The following is a 17,647-nucleotide window of genomic DNA, read 5'->3' on the forward strand; positions in this document are numbered from 1 at the left end:
CAACCACCGACGCGCAACCCTCGTGCAGCAGCTGAGCTGGCGGGGGTTTTTTGTTGCCACCAGTTCTGCACCCGAGGAATTGAAGAGGAAACCGTGAGCGCACCCACCAGCCGATCGTCGGAGCGGTCGGCGCCGCCGCCCGCCGCAAACGGGGCTTCGGCTCCGGACGCAGCTTCAGAAAAAGCCAAATCGCCCGGTAGGCGCGTCGCGCCGGAGCAGATGACCGGTGCCCAGTCGGTCATCCGATCGCTGGAAGAACTCGACGTGGACGTCATCTTCGGCATCCCCGGTGGCGCGGTCCTGCCGGTTTATGACCCGCTGTTCGACTCCAAGAAGCTGCGCCACGTGCTGGTCCGCCATGAGCAGGGCGCCGGGCACGCCGCCAGCGGCTACGCGCACGCCACCGGGCGGGTCGGCGTCATGATGGCCACCTCGGGGCCGGGGGCCACCAACCTGGTCACCCCGCTGGCCGACGCCCAGATGGACTCCATCCCGGTGGTCGCGATCACCGGGCAGGTCGGCCGCCAGCTGATCGGCACCGATGCCTTCCAGGAGGCCGACATCTCCGGCATCACGATGCCGATCACCAAGCACAACTTCCTGGTCCGCAACGGTGACGACATCCCGCGTGCGCTCGCCGAGGCATTCCACATCGCGGCAAGCGGACGGCCCGGAGCAGTCCTCGTCGATATCCCCAAGGATGTGCTGCAGGGCCAGTGCACCTTCGCCTGGCCTCCCCGGCTGGATCTGCCCGGTTACAAGCCCACCACCAAGCCGCACAGCCGGCAGGTCCGGGAAGCCGCCAAGCTGATCGCCGCAGCACGCCGGCCGGTGCTCTACGTCGGCGGCGGGGTCGTCCGCGGTGACGCCTGCCAGGAGCTGGCCGAACTGGCCGAGTTGACCGGCATCCCCGTGGTCACCACCCTGATGGCGCGCGGCGCTTTCCCGGACAGTCACCGCCAGCACCTGGGCATGCCCGGCATGCACGGCACGGTGGCGGCGGTGGCCGGGCTGCAGCGCTCGGATCTGCTGATCACACTGGGAGCCCGTTTCGACGACCGGGTCACCGGCCAGCTGGACTCGTTCGCCCCGGACGCCAAGGTGATTCACGCCGACATCGACCCCGCCGAGATCGGCAAGAACCGCCACGCCGACGTCCCGATCGTCGGTGACGTCAAGGCTGTCATCACCGAACTGCTCGAGGTGCTTCGCCGGGAGAAGTTCGCACTGGACCTGTCGGACTGGTGGACCTACCTCGATGAGGTGCGCTCTACCTACCCCTTGAGCTACGGGCCGCAGAGCGACGGCAGCCTGTCGCCGGAATACGTGATCGAGACGCTGGGCCGCATCGCCGGACCCGACGCGCTCTACGTCGCCGGAGTCGGCCAGCACCAGATGTGGGCCGCGCAGTTCGTGCAGTACGAGAAGCCGCGCACCTGGCTGAACTCCGGTGGCCTGGGCACCATGGGCTTCGCGATCCCCGCGGCGATGGGCGCCCAGATGGGCCGCCCGGACGCCGAGGTCTGGGCCATCGACGGCGACGGCTGCTTCCAGATGACCAATCAGGAACTTGCCACCTGTGCCATCGAAGGTATGCCGATCAAGGTGGCGCTGATCAACAACGGCAATCTCGGCATGGTGCGGCAGTGGCAGACGCTGTTCTACGAGGAGCGCTACTCGCAGACCGACCTGGCCACCCACTCACGCCGCATTCCCGACTTCGTGCTGCTGGCCGAGGCGCTCGGCTGCGTCGGGTTGCGCTGCGAGCGCGAGGAAGACGTCGAAGACGTCATCAACCAGGCCCGCGCTGTCACCGACCGCCCGGTGGTGATCGACTTCATCGTCGGAGCCGACGCCCAGGTGTGGCCCATGGTGGCGGCCGGCACCAGCAACGACGAGATCCAAGCCGCACGCGGCATCCGGCCGCTGTTCGACGACGAGAACAACGAGGGGCACGCGTGATGGCAACCGGCTGGAAGACCCACACGCTCTCGGTGCTCGTCGAGGACAAGCCCGGCGTCCTGGCGCGGGTGGCGGCCCTGTTCTCCCGGCGGGGCTTCAACATCGAGTCGCTGGCCGTCGGCGCGACCGAGACCAAGAACATGTCGCGGATGACGATCGTCGTCTCGGTGGAGGACACTCCGCTGGAGCAGATCACCAAGCAGCTCAACAAACTGATCAACGTCATCAAGATCGTTGAGCAGGAGGAGGACAACTCCGTCTCCCGCGAGATCGCCTTGATCAAAGTCCGTGCCGATGCCAGCACTCGCGGACAGATCGTCGAGGCGGTGAACCTGTTCCGGGCCAGGGTGATCGATGTCTCGCCGGAGTCGTTGATCATCGAGGCCACCGGTACACCGGCGAAGTTCGATGCGCTGCTGCGGGTGCTCGAGCCCTATGGCATTCGGGAGATCGTCCAGTCAGGTCTCGTATCGTTGTCTCGCGGTCCGCGCGGCATCGGCGCGGCCAAATAGTCCCAGCGAAGACATAGTTCCCCAACGAAGAGATAGTAAGGAAGCAACACAGTGGCAGTTGAGATGTTCTACGACGACGACGCCGACCTGTCGATCATCCAGGGCCGCAAGGTCGGCGTGATCGGCTACGGCAGTCAGGGGCACGCGCACTCGCTGAGCCTGCGCGACTCCGGTGTGCAGGTGAAGGTGGGCCTCAAGAAGGGCTCGAAGTCGCGCGAGAAGGCCACCGAGCAGGGCCTGGAGGTCGACACCCCGGCCGAGGTTGCCAAGTGGGCGGATGTGATCATGCTGCTGGCTCCCGACACCGCTCAGGCGGAGATCTTCGCCAACGACATCGAGCCCAACCTGGTGGCCGGCAATGCGCTGTTCTTCGGCCACGGCCTGAACATCCACTTCGGCCTGATCAAGCCCGCCGCCGACATCACCGTCGGGATGGTCGCACCGAAGGGGCCGGGGCACCTGGTTCGCCGGCAGTTCGTCGACGGCAAGGGGGTGCCCTCCCTGATCGCGGTAGCACAGGACCCCACCGGCGAGGGCGAGGCGTTGGCGCTGTCGTATGCCAAGGGCATCGGCGGTACCCGGGCCGGAGTCATCAAGACGACCTTCAAGGAAGAGACCGAGACGGACCTGTTCGGAGAGCAGGCCGTGCTGTGCGGTGGCACCGAAGAGCTGGTCAAGACCGGTTTCGAGGTCATGGTCGAGGCGGGCTATGCCCCGGAGATGGCCTACTTCGAGGTGCTGCACGAGCTCAAGCTGATCGTCGACCTGATGTATGAGGGCGGCATCGCGCGGATGAACTACTCGGTGAGCGACACCGCGGAGTTCGGTGGCTACCTGTCCGGGCCGCGGGTCATCGACGCCGGCACCAAGCAGCGGATGCGCGAGATCCTCGCCGACATTCAGGACGGGACCTTCGTCAAGCGCCTGGTGGCCAACGTCGAGGGCGGCAACAAGGAGCTCGAAGGGCTGCGCAAGCAGAACGCCGAGCACCCCATCGAGGTCACCGGCAAGAAACTGCGCGACCTGATGAGCTGGGTGGACCGCCCCATCACCGAAACCGCATAAGCGTCTCGGAGCGGCTCGCCGCTACCGGAGGCGAAAAGACGAGTGGCCCCTTCCGAAAGGAAGGGGCCACTCGTGTTTTGCGGTGGTTACACGCCACCGCCCAAGCCGTCGAACAGGCCGTCGAAGATCCCCGAGAAGTCGATGTTGGCGAATATGCCCGAGAGGTCGATGTTGTCGAACAGTCCGGACAGGTCGATGTTGGCGAACAGACCGGACAGGTCGATGTTGGCGAACAGATCGGACAGGTCGATGTTGGCCAGCAGGTCGCCCAGACCGGCGAAGATACCGGACAGGTCGATGTTGGCCAACACGTCGGTCAGGCCGGTGAAGATGCCGGACAGGTCGATGTTGGTCAAGAAGTCGCCGAAGCCGTTGAAGATGCCGGCCAGGTCGATGTTGGTCAGGAAGTCGCCGAAGCCCGCGAAGATCCCGGCCAGGTCGATGTTGGTCAAGAAGTCGCCGAAGCTGGCGAAGATGCCGCCCAGGTCGAGGTTGGTCAAGAAGCCGCTCAGACCATTGAACAGGCCCTCGAAATCGAAGCCGTTCAGAAAGTCGCCGATGCCGTCGAGCGGGCCGGTGTCGGCGGTGAGTTCGATGGCCGGCATGTGCACGTGGGCCGGGGTGACGACCACCGGCGTGGCGGCGATCGCACCGGCGCTGATGACTGCGGCTCCCGCCAGGGCCAGGGGTCGAAGGGTGATGTTCATGGCTTGCTCCTCATAGCTCGTGACTTGTGTCACTTGGGGGCGTTGCTGTTGCGCCCAGCACAAGTTAGCTGAGGCTACCGCAAGGCTGGCAAATTGTCCCTATTTATCTGGGGAAAAGATATGTAAATGCTCCGTCTTGCTGATGACTTTATTAGTTAGCCGAACTCACCAGGGTGTGATAGCCAGCGCGGTCAGGGTGCCAGGCTCGGCACCCGGCTGATCCCGAACTCGCGGCGCAGCAGCGTCCGCGCGGCATAGAAACCGGCCATGCCGTGCACACCGGCACCGGGCGGCGTGGCCGCCGAGCACAGGTAGACCCCGGGAACCGGAGTTGTCCACGGGTTCAGTCGCGGCGTCGGGCCGGCCAGGGCGCGCACCGCGTTGTTGCCTCCGGCGGCGATGTCGCCGCCGACATAGTTGGCGTTGTGGTGCGCCAGCAGGGCTGCCGGCACCGAGCGTGCGGCAACCACGATGTCGCGGAAGCCCGGGGCGAACCGCTCGATGCCCGCCGTGACGGCCTCGGTCTGGTCGAGGGTCGAACCGGCCGGGACGTGGGCATACGCCCACATCGGCCGGCGCCCGGCGGCGTCGACGCGGGACGGGTCGACCAGGTGGGGCAATGCGGCCAGGATCATCGGCTGCTGCGCGTGCCGGCCGGCGGCGACCTCCGCCTCGGCGCGGGCCATCTGTCGGCGGTCGCCCCCCAGGTGCAGCGTGGGCGCCTGCGCCAGCCGCGGATCGCTCCACGGCACCTCGCCGGAGAGTACGAAGTCGACCTTGGCGGCCGCCGACCCGAAGCGATAGCGGCGCAGCGCCTTGGCGTACCGGGCGGGCAGGGCGTCGCCGTAGACCTTCAGCAGTTCGGTCGGCGCGGTGTCGAACAGCACGACGCCGCCCGGCGGCGTGGTCACCGGCGCTCCGGCGGTCAACTGGCCGCCGTGGGCGGTCAGGTCGGCGATCAGCGCATCGGTGATGGCTTGGCTGCCGCCGACGGGGATAGGCCAGCCGACCGTATGGCCCAGGGTCGCCAGCATCATGCCCGCGCCGGCGGAGGTCACCGACGGCAGCCGCGAGATCGTGTGCGCAGCCACCCCGGTGTAGAGGGCGCGGGCGTCCTCGCCGGGCAGCGTCGCGTTCCAGGCCGGGCCCGCCTGTGCGGCCATGCGCACGCCCAGACGAGCCACCGTCGCGATACCGGACGGCACCGACCGCTTGTCGCCCAACAGAAATTCCACGACGGACCGGCTGTCGGCGACCAGCGGTCCCAGCAGCCGGCGCCAGGACGAGCCGTGCTCCAGCTCCGCGCAGGTCCGGTCGAGGTCGCGGTAGGCGATCGCCGCGGGCCGGTCATCCAGCGGATTGCCGTAGGAGATCTCGGGCGAGATCAGCTGCACACCGCGGGCCGCCAGATCGAACTCCGCGAAGAACGGCGACGCCAACCCGAGTGGGTGCACCGCCGAGCAGATGTCGTGGGACACGTCGCCGAAATCCGGATCGGCGGCGGTGCGAGCGCCGCCGCCGAAGGTGGGCTGGGCTTCCAGAACCTGAACCGATAGGCCTGCACGGGCACAGATAACGGCGGCTGCCAGGCCGTTGGGTCCACTACCGACGACGGTGACGTCCATTCGTCGATGGTAGGGACCGGCTTCGGCCGGTACCCCCGAGTGCCCATAATCGGCAATCCCGGACGAACAGGCGCAGGGCAGCCCACTAGGCTGTCCGGGTGACTCTGCCCGTGGTTTTGATCGCTGACAAACTCGCCCAGTCCACCGTCGCCGCCCTCGGCGACCAGGTCGAGGTTCGCTGGGTGGACGGCCCGGACCGGGAAAAGCTGCTGGCCGCGGTCCCGGAAGCGGATGCGCTGCTGGTGCGCTCGGCCACCACCGTCGATGCCGAGGTCCTGGCGGCCGGCACGAAGCTCAAGATCGTGGCGCGCGCCGGGGTCGGCCTGGACAACGTCGATGTCGAGGCCGCCACCGCCCGAGGTGTCCTGGTGGTCAACGCGCCGACGTCGAACATCCACAGCGCCGCCGAGCATGCGATCGCGCTGATGCTCGCCGCCGCCCGGGAGATCCCGGCCGCCGACGCCTCGTTGCACGCCAAGCAGTGGAAGCGGTCGTCGTTCTCCGGCACCGAGATCTACGACCACACCGTCGGCGTGGTGGGACTGGGGCGCATCGGACAGCTGGTCGCCCAGCGGCTGGCCGCGTTCGGCGCCCACATCGTGGCCTACGACCCGTACGTGTCGGCGGCCCGCGCCGCCCAGCTCGGCATCGAGCTGCTCAGCCTCGACGAACTGCTCGGCCGGGCCGACTTCATCTCGGTGCACCTGCCGAAAACCCCTGAGACGGCGGGCCTGATCGGCAAGGAAGCGCTGGCCAAGACCAAGCCGGGGGTGATCATCGTCAACGCCGCCCGCGGCGGGCTGATCGACGAGCAGGCACTGGCCGATGCGATCACCAGTGGCCATGTCCGGGCCGCCGGGCTGGACGTGTTCGCCACCGAGCCGTGCACCGATTCGCCGCTGTTCGACCTGCCGCAGGTGGTGGTGACGCCGCACCTGGGCGCCTCGACCGTCGAGGCGCAGGACCGGGCCGGCACCGACGTCGCCAAGAGCGTGAAGCTGGCGCTGGCGGGCGAATTCGTTCCCGACGCGGTCAACGTCGGCGGCGGTGCGGTCAGCGAGGAAGTCGCACCCTGGCTGGACCTGGTTCGCAAGCTGGGCCTGCTCGCCGGTGCGCTCTCCGACGGGCTTCCGGTCTCGCTGTCGGTACAGGTGCGCGGCGAGCTGGCCTCCGACGACGTCGGTGTGCTGCGACTGTCGGCCCTGCGCGGACTGTTCTCGGCCGTCATCGAAGACCCGGTGACGTTCGTCAACGCGCCGGCGCTGGCCGCCGAGCGCGGTGTGGACGCCGAAATCGGTACCGCCACCGAAAGTCCCAACCACCGCAGCGTCGTCGAGCTCCGGGCGGTCACCGCCGACGGATCGGCGGTCACCGTTGCCGGCACGTTGTCGGGCACCCAGCAGGTGGAGAAGATTGTCGAGATCAACGGCCGGCACTTCGACCTGCGGGCCCAGGGCGTCAACCTGATCATCAACTACACCGACCAGCCCGGCGCGCTGGGCAAGATCGGGACGCTGCTGGGATCGGCCGGCATCAACATCCATGCCGCCCAGCTGTCCGAAGACGCTGAGGGCCCTGCGGCGACGGTGCTCTTGCGGGTGGACCGTCAGGTCCCCGCCGAGGTGCAGTCGGCGATCAGTGCAGCGGTCGGCGCCAACAAGATTGAAGAGGTAGACCTGTCATGAGCCTCAAACTTGCCGTCATTCCCGGCGACGGAATCGGCCCGGAGGTGATCGCCGAGGCGGTCAAGGTGCTCGACGCCGTACTGCCCGGTACCGAGAAGACCGAATACGACTTGGGCGCCCGGCGTTATCACGCCACCGGGGAGATCCTCCCGGATTCCGTACTCGAGGAGATCCGCGGCCACGACGTGATCCTGCTGGGCGCGATCGGTGACCCGTCGGTGCCGTCGGGGGTCTTGGAGCGCGGCCTGCTGCTGCACGCCCGCTTCGCCCTGGATCACCACGTCAACCTGCGTCCCAGCCGGCTGTACCCCGGCGTGGACAGCCCCCTGGCCGACCCACCGGAGATCGACTTCCTGGTGGTGCGCGAAGGCACCGAGGGGCCCTACACCGGCAACGGCGGGGCGCTGCGGGTAGGCACCCCGCACGAGGTGGCCACCGAGGTCAGCGTCAACACCGCGTTCGGGGTGGCCCGGGTGGTCCGCTTTGCCTTCGAGAAGGCCCGCGCCCGCCGCAAGCATCTGACCTTGGTGCACAAGAACAATGTGCTGGCCTACGCGGGGTCGTTGTGGACCCGGACGGTGGCCGAGATCGGTAAGGAATACCCCGACGTCGAGACCGCCTACACCCACGTCGACGCGGCCACGATCTATATGGTCACCGACCCGGGCAGATTCGACGTGATCGTCAGCGACAACCTGTTCGGTGACATCATCACCGACCTCGCGGGTGCCGTGTGCGGTGGAATCGGTCTGGCGGCCAGCGGCAACATCGACGCCACCGGTGTCAACCCGTCGATGTTCGAGCCGGTGCACGGCAGCGCGCCCGACATCGCCGGCCAGGGCATCGCCGACCCGACCGCGGCCGTCATGTCGGTGGCCATGCTGCTGGGGCACATCGGCGAGAACGATGCCGCCGCTCGGGTCGACGCGGCCGTCGCGAAGCACCTGGCCACCCGCGGTGGGCAGAAGCTGAGCACCGCGGCCACCGGAGAACGGATTCTGGGCCTGCTCTAGCGCACCGGCGCGTCTGCGCCGGGCCTCAGAGGGCGACGGGCAGGCGCGCCGCGAGCTCGGCGACGGTGGTGCCGAAGGTCTCGCGTACCCGCAGTGTGCCTGCGGCGGTGTCGATGTCGATGACGGCGTACTCGGTGTAGACCCTGCTGACGCAGCGCAGACCGGTCAGCGGGTAGGTGCACGACTCGACCAGTTTGGCGGCACCGTCCTTGGTGAACAGGTCCATCATCACGAACACGTTCTTGGCTCCGATCGCCAGGTCCATGGCGCCGCCGACGGCGGGAATCGCGCCCGGCTCCCCGGTGTGCCAGTTGGCCAGGTCGCCGCATTGACTGACCTGTAACGCGCCCAGGACGCACACATCGAGGTGGCCGCCGCGCATCATCGCGAAGGAGTCGGCGTGATGGAAGTAAGCGGCACCGGGCAACTCGGTGACCGGGATCTTGCCGGCATTGGTCAGGTCGGCATCGATGTCGCCATCGCGCGCCGCGGGCCCCATGCCCAGCATCCCGTTCTCGGTGTGCAGAATGACCGCGTCCTGGGGTGACAGGTGATCGGCCACCAGCGTCGGTTGACCGATACCCAGATTGACGTACGAGCCGGCCGGAATATCCCGGGCGATGACGGCGGCGAGCTCGTCGCGGGTCAGGGGACCGCGGCTCACGTGCTCGACTGCCGGGGCAAGCGGTGGGTTCACGAGCACGTCTCCAGGATCCGGTCGACGTAGATTCCCGGCGTGACAATCGTCTCCGGATCCAGTTGACCGGTGTCGACCACCTGGGACACCTCAGCGACGGTCAGCGTAGCCGCGGTGGCCATCACCGGTCCGAAGTTGCGGGCGGTCTTGCGGTAGACCAGATTTCCGGCGCGATCCGAGACGTGGGCACGGATCAGCGCGACATCGCCGTGAATGGGGTACTCCAGCGCGTAATCGCGGCCGTTGATCGTCCGGATCTCCTTGCCCTCGGTGAGCAGCGTGCCGACACCGGTGGGGCAGAAGAACGCCCCGATGCCCGCACCGGCGGCGCGGATACGTTCGGCCAGGTTGCCCTGCGGTACCAGCTCCAAGGCGATCTTGCCGGCCCGATACAGACCGTCGAACACATAGGAATCAGGTTGGCGCGGAAACGAACAGATGACTTTGCGGACGCGTCCGGCGGCCAGCAGCGCCGCCAGCCCGGTGTCGCCGTTGCCCGCATTGTTGCTGACGATGGTCAGATCGCCGGCACCCTGGGCGATCAGGGCGTCGATCAGCGCGGTGGGCATCCCCGCCATCCCGAATCCGCCCACCAGGATCGTTGCGCCGTCGGCGATTCCGGCCAGCGCCTCGGTCGCGGACTGGCAGATCACGGTACGGCTCACCGGGGGTCCTCCGGGCGGTCGTGGTCGGCGAGTACCTGTGCGGCGATGCGGAAGGCGGTGTTGGCATCGGGTACGCCGCAGTAGACGGCGGTCTGCAACAACACCTCTTTGATCTCGTCGTTGCTCAGGCCGTTGCGCCGTGCGGCACGCAGATGCATCGCCAGCTCTTCGTGGTGCCCCCGAGCCACCAGGGCTGTGAGGGTGACGATCGAGCGGCTGCGCCGGTCGAGGCCGTCACGGGTCCAGATGCTGCCCCACGCGTAGCGTGTGATCAGCTCCTGGAAATCGGCGGTGAACCCGGTGCTGCCCGCGATGGCGCGGTCGACGTGCTCGTCGCCGAGCACGGTGCGCCGCACCGACATCCCGGCGGCGTACACCGGGTCCCGCACCGTCAGATGGTCGTGAATGAGGTTCGCCGTCGCCCCGGGGGCTTCGGCCGGTGCCAGATGGCCGACCTCATCGAGCACCACCAGACGTCCGTGGGTGACTCCGGAGGCGATGCGCCGCAGTGAATCCGGGGGAGTGGCAGCGTCGGCGGAGCCGGCGACGGCCAGCACCGGCGTATCGATGCGGTCGAGTAGTGCGGTGACGTCGAAGTCGGCCAGCGCCTCACATGCCTGGGCATACGATTCGTTGTCGGTGACACGCAGCGCATCCACCAACGCGGCGACGACTTCGGGTTGCCGATCGGTGAACCCGGGGGCGAACCAGCGCTGCACGCACGCGTCGACGACTGCGGTGGTGCCCGATGCGCGGACGGTGGCCGCGCGCACGGCCCAGTCTTCCGGTCGTCCGATGGCAGCCCCGGTGCACAGCAGTGTCGCGCTCGCCAACCGCTCGGGAGCGTCGAGTGCCAGCTGCAGACCGACCGCACCGCCGATGGAGTTGCCCGCGTAGTGAAATGCGGCGCGTGGCGCGATCTCATCGGCCAGGGCGAGCACGCCTGTCGCCAGGTCCGGCATCCGGAACGGTGCGGCCGGGCTGCGCCCGTGGCCGGGCAGGTCCCAGCCGACGACGCGCAGGTTCTCGGTGAGCCGTTCAGCGGCCAAGCTCCACAGCGCGGTGGCCGAGGTGCCCAGCGACGGCCCGAGCAGGAGCAGATCCGCGTCGCGGGGTCCGCCGAAGTCGGTGGCGGCCAAGCGCGGCGCGGTCATGTTGCCTCCCCAAGGTGCTGGTGTGCGCGTCGTAGTGCGGCATCGATGAGATGGTTTGCGGCCCCGGTGTAGTCGTCTCCGGAGGTACGCCCGGTCAAGTCGGTCATCGTCCGCTGCTCCCCGGACAGCTCACCGGCAGCGGCCAGGTTCGCTGCGGCGCGATCGGTGTCGACGACCAGCCCGGTGAGCAATTCGGTTGTCTGGAGTGCCGCGGCGACGGCACGGCGGGACAAGGTCCGCAGCATCGCCCACTCGGCATGCCAGCCGCCGTCGGAGCGCTCGTCGATACTGGCCGCCGAGGCGGCGTGCAGCCCCGCGGCCAGTGCTGGGGCGGTCAATCCGGTGCGGCGGATCAGGATGGACAGCACCGGATTGCTCTTGTGCGGCATCGTCGACGAGCCGCCGCCGCGGCCCTCGGCCAGCTCGCCGATCTCGGGCCTGCTGCCGGCCGCAACGTCGTTGGCGATGTGTGACCAGGCATCGCAACATGTCACCAGGGAATCGCCCACCCGGGTGACCAGTGACCGGGTGGTGTGCCAGGGCGGACTGTCGGCCAGCCCCAGGGCTGCGGCCAGCTGCCCGGACAGGGCCAGTGCCGCCCCGGGTGAGCCGGCCAGCTCGGTGGCGGCGGCCATCGTTCCCGCGGCGCCGCCGGCCTGCACCGCAAGTGCCGGCAGGGCGGCCAGGCAGTCGGCGCCGTCCAGGACACCGGTAAGCCAGTGGGCGAACTTCACGCCGGCGGTGCTGGGCAGCGCCGGCTGGGTCAAGGTCCGGGCGAGCATCGGGCGGTCGCGATGGGCTTCGGCCAACTCGGCCAGTAGGCGTACCTGCGCGGTGAGTTCACCGCCGATGCGGTCCAGTGTGTCGCGCAGGCAGAGCATCAGCGCGGTGTCGAGGACGTCTTGGCTGGTCAACCCCCGATGCAGCCAGCGGCCCGGCTCGCCGCCGCAGCGGCTCCGGAGCAGGTCGACCACCGGGGGAACCGGGTTGCCGGTCGCCTCGGCGGCGACGGCGAGCACCTCGGCGTCGGCGGGCGAGATCGCCGTGGTCAGGTCGGCCCGTGCCGCGGCCGGTGCGATACCGGCCTCGACAAGCACACTCAGCCAAGCATTCTCGACCCGGACCATTGCCGCCAGAAACGCCGCGTCGCTGAAGGTCTGCCCTGCCCGGTGGTCGCCGGGCCACAACAAGTCGGTCACGACTGCCCCCGGTAGGCTAGGAACACCGTCTCGTCGGCGCCCTGCATCCTGATGTCGAACCGGAAGCCGTGTTCGTCGGGAACCGCGATCAGTGTCCGGCGCCGTTCGGCCGGCAGCGAATTGAGCAGCGGATCGGCATCAAGCCGATCGCCGGGCAGATAGGCCCGGGTGAACAACCGGTTCAACAGTCCGCGCGCGAACAGCGTCACGGCGATGAACGGGGCGCAGCCGTGGGCCGCTCCGGGGGTGACGGTGGTGAAGCGGTAATGCCCCTCGGCGTCGGTCTCGGTGCGTCCCCAGCCGGTGAAGCCCGGGGCGCCACGGCGCAGCGAGCCGGACCTCGTCACCGTGCCCTCGGCGTCGGCCTGCCAGATCTCCAGCAGCGCATCGGGAACCGGCGCGCCGGCGCCGTCGGTGACGGTGCCGTGCACCGTGATGGCACCCGGCGAACCCGGCGGCACCAGTTCGTTGCCGCGGTCGAAGGGCAGGGCGAAGCCAAAGAAGGGACCGATGGTCTGGCCCGGGGTGGCCGTCAGCCTGCTCATCGCGGCTCCTCGAAAGGTGTTGTGGCCGGGCCGGTGAGCACGATGTCCCAGCGGTAGCCGGTGGCCCATTCGGGAATGGAGAGCTCATGGTCGTAAGCCGCGACGAGCCGGTCGCGGGCCCTCGGGTCGGGGATCGACTGATAGATCGGATCCAGCGCCAGCAGGGGGTCGCCGGGGAAGTACATCTGGGTGATCATCCGTTGGGTGAAATCGCTGCCGAACAGCGAAAAATGGATATGGGCGGGACGCCACGCGTTGTGGTGGTTGCGCCAGGGATACGGACCGGGCTTGATCGTGGTGAACCGGTAGAACCCGTCGTCGTCGGTGAGGCACCGCCCGGCGCCGGTGAAATGGGGGTCCAGCGGTGCGGGGTGTCGATCGCCCTGGTGGATGTAGCGCCCACTGGCGTTGGCCTGCCATATCTCGACGAGTTGGCGGCGCACCGGCCTGCCGTCGCCGTCGAGGATCCGTCCGGTCACCACCGTTCGCTCGCCGATCGGGTCGCCGGAATGCCGGGCGGTCAGGTCGGCGTCCAGCGGATCCATGTCAGCATCGCCGAAGCACGGAGCCTGCAGTTCGACGGATTCTGGATCCACCAGGTGCAGAGCGTTTTTGGGGTGACGCAGCACGCTGCTGCGGTAGGGCGGATAGTCCAGTCTCGGCTGGCTTTCGGCAAGGCCGGCGCGCGAGTACTCGGCCTGGATTGCCGCAATCTCCGCGCTGATCTGCGCCTGACCGGTCATAGCCACACGCTATCGGCAGCGGCGGGCGGAATGAAGGAGCGACGAGCAATACCCATCGGTGTGCGCTCAGCCGGCTTCGAGCCGGGCCACTTCGTGGCGCCAGGCAGCGTCGGTGGTGAACGACGGCCCGAGGTCGGGCAGGTGTGCCCAGTCCGATTCGTTGATCGGCGTACACGTGCCGCCGGCGGAACGGACCCGCAGCGCCATAGCCGCCAACTGATCGAGGCTTATCGCCTGCAGAACGGCCTGGGCCACCGTGGCGGCCGCACTGGTGATGCCATGACCGCGGCAGATCACCACCGGCTTCCCCGACATGGCGGCGACCATCTCTTTGCCCAGTTCCGCGGTGTGGATCAGTACGGCCCGGGGGTAAACCGGGACGCCCCGGCGCGCGAGCCACGCGCCGGGGATGTCGTAGGCGCCGTAGATGGGCTCGATCGTGATACCGGCGAGGTCGGCGGCCACGACGGCCGGCGGGTGCAGATGGGCCACGGCCCGGTGTTCGGGATGTGCCAGCAGCGTCTCGACGTGGATCGGCAACTCGTTGGGCGGCCGATATCCGTCCAATTCCCCGGTGGCGCCCGGGGTTCCGTCCAACCGGATGAGCCGAATGTCGTCGGGACGGGTGAACGCCACACCCCGGTCGGCATCGCTGCGGCACCTGATCAGCAAGTGATCGTCGTCGACCCGGGCACTGATGTGCCCGAGAATCCCGTCGACCAGGCCACGCGCCGCAGCCACGCGGCAGGCCTGGGCGATCTCCGCTCGCGCTGCGGCCAGATCTGTGCTCATGGGTCAGCCCCTCGGGGACGGTTGTGCGCCACCCATACCGAACCCGCCGTCGGGGTGGATGCTTCCGGAGGTTATGCCGCGGGATCTCTCGGATGCCAGGAAGACGAAGCTCCAGGCGTGGTCCTGCGGCGTGAGGGCGACATGCAGCGGGGTGCGTGCCGCCAGATCGCGGGCCCGGTCGGGGGTGTCGTCCAAGCGGACATGGTCCAGCGACAGGTTGTGCAGACCGCGCAGGTCGGTGTTGAGAGTGCCCCCGGGGGCGACACCGTTGACCCGGATGTGCGGGGCGAGTTCGTAGGCGAGGCTTGTGACCAAGCCGCGGACGGCGAACTTCGATGCGACGTAGAGGACACCCCCGCGTCCCGCGTAGTACGACGACGCAGACTCGGTCAGAAGGATGGACGAACCCAACTGGTCTTGTAGCGCCGGAACGGCGGCCTTCACCGACTGCAGGTGGCTCAGCACGTTGGTGCTGAACATCTCCTCGAACGCCGGTGCCAGTTCCGCGGTCGTGATGTCGGTGATGCCCTTGTAGAAGTCGAAGATCCCCACGCAGCACACCAGAGTGTCCAGGCCGCCGAAGGCCGCCACGGCGGCTGCGACGGCCCGTTCATTGGCCTGCGCCGTCGTCGCGTCGCCCTGCGTCACGATGACCTGCGGCAGTTGGTTCTCCAGTGCCGCGCATTTGGCCGGGTCGCGCTCCAACACCGCGACCCGCGCGCCCTCTTCGAGATAGGCATCGACCACCGCACGGCCGATACCCGAGCCGGCGCCGACGACAAGCGCCCGTTTGCCCTCCAGCCAACGCGTCATGGCAGGTCGCTGTCGTCGGTGAGCAGTGGTTGTTGCAGGTTGCCGACCATCGCGGCAAGTGTGTAGTCGTTCTGCCAGGTCAATGCCTCGACTTCCAGAGCGTCGAGACTGATCCAGCGTCCCGACTTGGCAGCGGTGATGAGCAGCCTGGAACCGTTGCGGGTGTCGACCCGGCGCAGCGTCACTTCGGTGAATTCGTTGGCGATGCTGATGGGCTCACCCACCGCACCGGCCAGCAGGTCCTCGAGTGCGCTCACAGGAACACCGCCAGGTTCTGCATGCGCAGGACGGACTCGTCGACATAGATGGTGCGACGCGCCAACTTCCAGCGTTGGTCGGTCAGGCGCAGCAGGTCTTCCCTTCCGCAGGACACCAGCGCGGCTTCGTTCACATCCCCGCGGCTGCGGAAGAGCAGCTCGGCGGACTCGACGATCAGATGGGCGTCGTCGTCGCAGGCGAATGTCCGGACGTTGCTGATGTGATGGCGCAGCCGCGACGGAGGGTCTTCGGTCCACGCGTGTTCGGTGGCAAAGCGCGCGACGCGTCTGCTCAGCGAGTACTTGTTCTCATCGAAATGAGCCATGCCGGGGGAGGTGTCGAAGCCCGCACCGGCGGCCGTGGTCACCCGGACGGGCATGAAGTAGTGGATGTCCTCGGTGAGCGTGTCGAGCCATTCGGTGTACTGCTGTGCGTCGAGCAGGTAGGCCTCGTCGACCAGGAACTGATGCGCCTGCAGGTGCCGGGGATCATTGAACGGCAAGGGTCTGCCCACGCGGACCTTCGTCGGCGCGTGATCGCCCAGTACCGCCAGCTTCCATGGGTTCTCGGCGTCCGGCCGGGGGAACCGGCCGTCCCGGCCTTCCTCGGTGGCCGTCATAGCTGGGCCTCCTTCACGCTCGCCGCGCATCGCGGTGTGCCATTGGTCTGCACCAGGGGAGTGATCGACTCGCGGTGCGTGCCCATGGCTGCCGGAGTCGTCGCCACCGGAGGCAGTTCGAGGTGATCGGCCCACATCCGAAGGATCGCCCGCTGGTTGTTCTCGTTGTAGCCGACCTGAGCGGTGCCCGGACCGTGGAACTGCTCCGGCGGCAATGCATCCACGACCGGGGTGTCGTCGGCGAGCAGACCCATCCGGCCATTGAGCAGCAGTTGACGGGCCATCGATCCGCCGGCGGTGTTGGTCAGCGAGACCCAGTTCTCCACGTCGTCCTGCTCGAACATGCCGGTGGAGCCGAAGCACATCAGATAGGCCTTGTAGGAGTCCTTCTTGAACTGCTCGGGGGCTGCCGCGTCGACGGCGAACCAGGAGTACACCTCGGTTTCGTTCTCGCTGACCGGCTGCCAGGTGCGAATCGAGATGAACGGCAAGACGTCTTCGCTGTCTTGAATTTTCGGCCAGTTGTGCACCAGGCTCATGTTGGGAAAGCAGGAGGCCGCCGAGATCATGAAACCGTCATCGCTGACCAGGCGCTGGTGGTCGGGCGACCACACGTCCTTGATCCGGTCCACCATCTCGTCGGGGTAGCCGACGTAGCGCATCCGCTCCTCAAAGGTGCCCGGCGGCAGCTTGTAGGTCGTTCCGCCGCCGCAGGTCGCCCAGTAGGTCGCTCCGTCTTTGCGCTTCTGCGCCTTGGGTTCCCGGAACAATCCGATGTCGACCACCGAGGCATGGGTGTGCGGTGTGTGATACATGTCCCCGGCGAAGTTCTCCACGCCGATCTTCCAGTTCGCCCTGATGCGCCACCGTTGCGGGCCGCGCACCTGCAAGCCGGCTCGGCTTTGCTTGGTGTAGAAGTCCAGATAGAAGGCGAAGTCGCCGAGGAACTCCGTAAGGGGTGGGGCCTGCGGGTCGAGGCTGATGAAGATCAGACCGTTGTAGCTGGCCAGATTCGGTGCCGGTAACAGGGTTTGGCCCCGCTTGGAAAACCCCGCCTCGCCGCCGTAGGCCTCCTGATGGAAGGGCAGGCCGGTGATTCGGCCGTCGTTGCGGTACGACCACCCGTGGTAGGGGCACCGGAAGTTCGAGGCGTTGCCCATCTCCGCGCGGCAGATCTGCATCCCGCGGTGCAGGCACATGTTGAACATGGCCCGCACGTCGCCCTTCGAGTCGCGGGCGATGATGAACGAGTCGTTGAGCAGGCGCCGTACCACGTAGTCGCCGTTCTGCGGGATCTCCGACTCATGCGCCACGAACATCCAGGCCCGGCGAAAGAGCCGCTCCTTTTCGAGTTCGAAGATCTCGGCGTCGTTGTAGATATGTGCCGGGATCATTCCCCGCCTGACCTCGTCGAGGACGTGCCGGTGATCACTCATCGATTTGCGACTCCAGTCTTTTCAAGGCCCCACGGGTGTCTGTTATGCAGAAAACGATGCCGCGGTGTGGACCAACCTTGCCAGGAAGGCCGGGGCAAGGTCAACAGCGCTGCAACGGTGACCGGTATAACGCTCTGAGCTGGTGTTGATGGTGGGA

The 17,647-nt window shown here is 67.8% G+C and carries 18 protein-coding genes; 5 read left to right on the forward strand and 13 right to left on the reverse strand.

The window, feature by feature from the left end; all coding sequences use genetic code 11:
- The first annotated feature begins 93 nt into the window (after positions 1 to 93).
- From AWC02_RS19895 to ilvC, 3 genes are all read left to right on the forward strand, one after another.
- The gene (locus AWC02_RS19895; RefSeq protein WP_085130462.1) at positions 94 to 1,962 is read left to right on the forward strand and encodes an acetolactate synthase large subunit; all 1,869 of its coding nucleotides are present in this window, start codon (positions 94 to 96) and stop codon (positions 1,960 to 1,962) included.
- The gene (gene ilvN / locus AWC02_RS19900; RefSeq protein ID WP_085130464.1) at positions 1,962 to 2,474 is read left to right on the forward strand and encodes an acetolactate synthase small subunit; all 513 of its coding nucleotides are present in this window, start codon (positions 1,962 to 1,964) and stop codon (positions 2,472 to 2,474) included. The genes AWC02_RS19895 and ilvN overlap by 1 nt, the downstream gene beginning before the upstream one ends.
- A 63-nt stretch (positions 2,475 to 2,537) precedes the next feature.
- Positions 2,538 to 3,539, forward strand: coding sequence for a ketol-acid reductoisomerase (ilvC, locus tag AWC02_RS19905; protein WP_207568098.1), 1,002 nt, complete (start codon positions 2,538 to 2,540; stop codon positions 3,537 to 3,539).
- 86 nt (positions 3,540 to 3,625) lie between these two features.
- On the opposite strand, the gene AWC02_RS19910 is transcribed toward ilvC, so the two are convergent.
- Together AWC02_RS19910 and AWC02_RS19915 are read right to left on the reverse strand one after the other, a co-directional pair.
- Positions 3,626 to 4,246: a hypothetical protein gene (locus tag AWC02_RS19910; RefSeq protein WP_085130468.1), complete on the reverse strand. Its 621-nt coding sequence runs from the start codon at positions 4,244 to 4,246 to the stop codon at positions 3,626 to 3,628.
- A gap of 191 nt (positions 4,247 to 4,437) precedes the next feature.
- Positions 4,438 to 5,871 (reverse strand): phytoene desaturase family protein, encoded by a 1,434-nt coding sequence (locus AWC02_RS19915; RefSeq protein WP_085130470.1) that lies wholly within the window; start codon positions 5,869 to 5,871, stop codon positions 4,438 to 4,440.
- Positions 5,872 to 5,969: 98 nt separating this feature from the next.
- Between AWC02_RS19915 and serA the strand changes: the two genes are divergently transcribed.
- Entirely contained in the window at positions 5,970 to 7,556 is a 1,587-nt protein-coding gene (serA, locus tag AWC02_RS19920) for a phosphoglycerate dehydrogenase (protein ID WP_085130472.1), read from the forward strand.
- The gene (locus tag AWC02_RS19925) at positions 7,553 to 8,569 is read left to right on the forward strand and encodes a 3-isopropylmalate dehydrogenase (protein ID WP_085130473.1); all 1,017 of its coding nucleotides are present in this window, start codon (positions 7,553 to 7,555) and stop codon (positions 8,567 to 8,569) included. Before serA ends, AWC02_RS19925 begins: the two co-directional genes overlap by 4 nt.
- A gap of 25 nt (positions 8,570 to 8,594) precedes the next feature.
- Here AWC02_RS19925 and AWC02_RS19930 read toward each other — a convergent pair whose 3' ends face one another.
- The 11 genes from AWC02_RS19930 to AWC02_RS19980 form a co-directional block, all read right to left on the reverse strand.
- Positions 8,595 to 9,272 carry a 3-oxoacid CoA-transferase subunit B gene (locus AWC02_RS19930; protein ID WP_085130475.1) on the reverse strand — a complete coding sequence of 226 codons (678 nt, stop codon included), beginning with the start codon at positions 9,270 to 9,272 and terminating at the stop codon, positions 8,595 to 8,597.
- Complete coding sequence (locus tag AWC02_RS19935) at positions 9,263 to 9,931, reverse strand: 3-oxoacid CoA-transferase subunit A (protein WP_085130477.1); 669 nt, start codon at positions 9,929 to 9,931, stop codon at positions 9,263 to 9,265. Before AWC02_RS19935 ends, AWC02_RS19930 begins: the two co-directional genes overlap by 10 nt.
- On the reverse strand, positions 9,928 to 11,085 hold the full coding sequence (gene pcaDC, locus AWC02_RS19940; protein WP_085130479.1) for a bifunctional 3-oxoadipate enol-lactonase/4-carboxymuconolactone decarboxylase PcaDC: 1,158 nt from the start codon (positions 11,083 to 11,085) through the stop codon (positions 9,928 to 9,930). Before pcaDC ends, AWC02_RS19935 begins: the two co-directional genes overlap by 4 nt.
- Positions 11,082 to 12,284, reverse strand: coding sequence for a 3-carboxy-cis,cis-muconate cycloisomerase (pcaB, locus tag AWC02_RS19945; protein WP_085130481.1), 1,203 nt, complete (start codon positions 12,282 to 12,284; stop codon positions 11,082 to 11,084). The genes pcaDC and pcaB overlap by 4 nt, the downstream gene beginning before the upstream one ends.
- Positions 12,281 to 12,829, reverse strand: a complete 549-nt coding sequence (pcaG, locus tag AWC02_RS19950; RefSeq protein WP_085130483.1) for a protocatechuate 3,4-dioxygenase subunit alpha — start codon at positions 12,827 to 12,829, stop codon at positions 12,281 to 12,283. The genes pcaB and pcaG overlap by 4 nt, the downstream gene beginning before the upstream one ends.
- Positions 12,826 to 13,572, reverse strand: a complete 747-nt coding sequence (gene pcaH, locus AWC02_RS19955) for a protocatechuate 3,4-dioxygenase subunit beta (RefSeq protein WP_085130485.1) — start codon at positions 13,570 to 13,572, stop codon at positions 12,826 to 12,828. The genes pcaG and pcaH overlap by 4 nt, the downstream gene beginning before the upstream one ends.
- 66 nt (positions 13,573 to 13,638) lie before the next feature.
- Entirely contained in the window at positions 13,639 to 14,364 is a 726-nt protein-coding gene (gene phtC / locus AWC02_RS19960; protein WP_085130487.1) for a 3,4-dihydroxyphthalate decarboxylase, read from the reverse strand.
- Positions 14,365 to 14,367: 3 nt separating this feature from the next.
- Positions 14,368 to 15,177: a 3-(cis-5,6-dihydroxycyclohexa-1,3-dien-1-yl)propanoate dehydrogenase gene (hcaB, locus tag AWC02_RS19965; protein ID WP_085130489.1), complete on the reverse strand. Its 810-nt coding sequence runs from the start codon at positions 15,175 to 15,177 to the stop codon at positions 14,368 to 14,370.
- Positions 15,174 to 15,434: a dihydrodiol dehydrogenase gene (locus AWC02_RS19970; protein WP_085130491.1), complete on the reverse strand. Its 261-nt coding sequence runs from the start codon at positions 15,432 to 15,434 to the stop codon at positions 15,174 to 15,176. The genes hcaB and AWC02_RS19970 overlap by 4 nt, the downstream gene beginning before the upstream one ends.
- Positions 15,431 to 16,054 carry a 3-phenylpropionate/cinnamic acid dioxygenase subunit beta gene (locus AWC02_RS19975; protein ID WP_085130492.1) on the reverse strand — a complete coding sequence of 208 codons (624 nt, stop codon included), beginning with the start codon at positions 16,052 to 16,054 and terminating at the stop codon, positions 15,431 to 15,433. Before AWC02_RS19975 ends, AWC02_RS19970 begins: the two co-directional genes overlap by 4 nt.
- Complete coding sequence (locus AWC02_RS19980; RefSeq protein ID WP_085130493.1) at positions 16,051 to 17,490, reverse strand: Rieske 2Fe-2S domain-containing protein; 1,440 nt, start codon at positions 17,488 to 17,490, stop codon at positions 16,051 to 16,053. The genes AWC02_RS19975 and AWC02_RS19980 overlap by 4 nt, the downstream gene beginning before the upstream one ends.
- Positions 17,491 to 17,647: the final 157 nt, after the last annotated feature.

This window comes from Mycolicibacter engbaekii (genome assembly GCF_002101585.1).
GTDB classification, from domain to species: Bacteria; Actinomycetota; Actinomycetes; order Mycobacteriales; family Mycobacteriaceae; genus Mycobacterium; species Mycobacterium engbaekii.

Coding starts and splice junctions, on each gene's coding strand:
- ilvN (WP_085130464.1), top strand. CDS start 1,962: ATGGCAACCGGCTGGAAGACCCACACGCTCTCGGTGCTCGTCGAGGAC.
- ilvC (WP_207568098.1), top strand. CDS start 2,538: ATGTTCTACGACGACGACGCCGACCTGTCGATCATCCAGGGCCGCAAG.
- AWC02_RS19910 (WP_085130468.1), bottom strand. CDS start 4,246: ATGAACATCACCCTTCGACCCCTGGCCCTGGCGGGAGCCGCAGTCATC.
- AWC02_RS19915 (WP_085130470.1), bottom strand. CDS start 5,871: ATGGACGTCACCGTCGTCGGTAGTGGACCCAACGGCCTGGCAGCCGCC.
- AWC02_RS19925 (WP_085130473.1), top strand. CDS start 7,553: ATGAGCCTCAAACTTGCCGTCATTCCCGGCGACGGAATCGGCCCGGAG.
- pcaDC (WP_085130479.1), bottom strand. CDS start 11,085: ATGACCGCGCCGCGCTTGGCCGCCACCGACTTCGGCGGACCCCGCGAC.
- pcaG (WP_085130483.1), bottom strand. CDS start 12,829: ATGAGCAGGCTGACGGCCACCCCGGGCCAGACCATCGGTCCCTTCTTT.
- pcaH (WP_085130485.1), bottom strand. CDS start 13,572: ATGACCGGTCAGGCGCAGATCAGCGCGGAGATTGCGGCAATCCAGGCC.
- phtC (WP_085130487.1), bottom strand. CDS start 14,364: ATGAGCACAGATCTGGCCGCAGCGCGAGCGGAGATCGCCCAGGCCTGC.
- hcaB (WP_085130489.1), bottom strand. CDS start 15,177: ATGACGCGTTGGCTGGAGGGCAAACGGGCGCTTGTCGTCGGCGCCGGC.
- AWC02_RS19975 (WP_085130492.1), bottom strand. CDS start 16,054: ATGACGGCCACCGAGGAAGGCCGGGACGGCCGGTTCCCCCGGCCGGAC.
- AWC02_RS19980 (WP_085130493.1), bottom strand. CDS start 17,490: ATGAGTGATCACCGGCACGTCCTCGACGAGGTCAGGCGGGGAATGATC.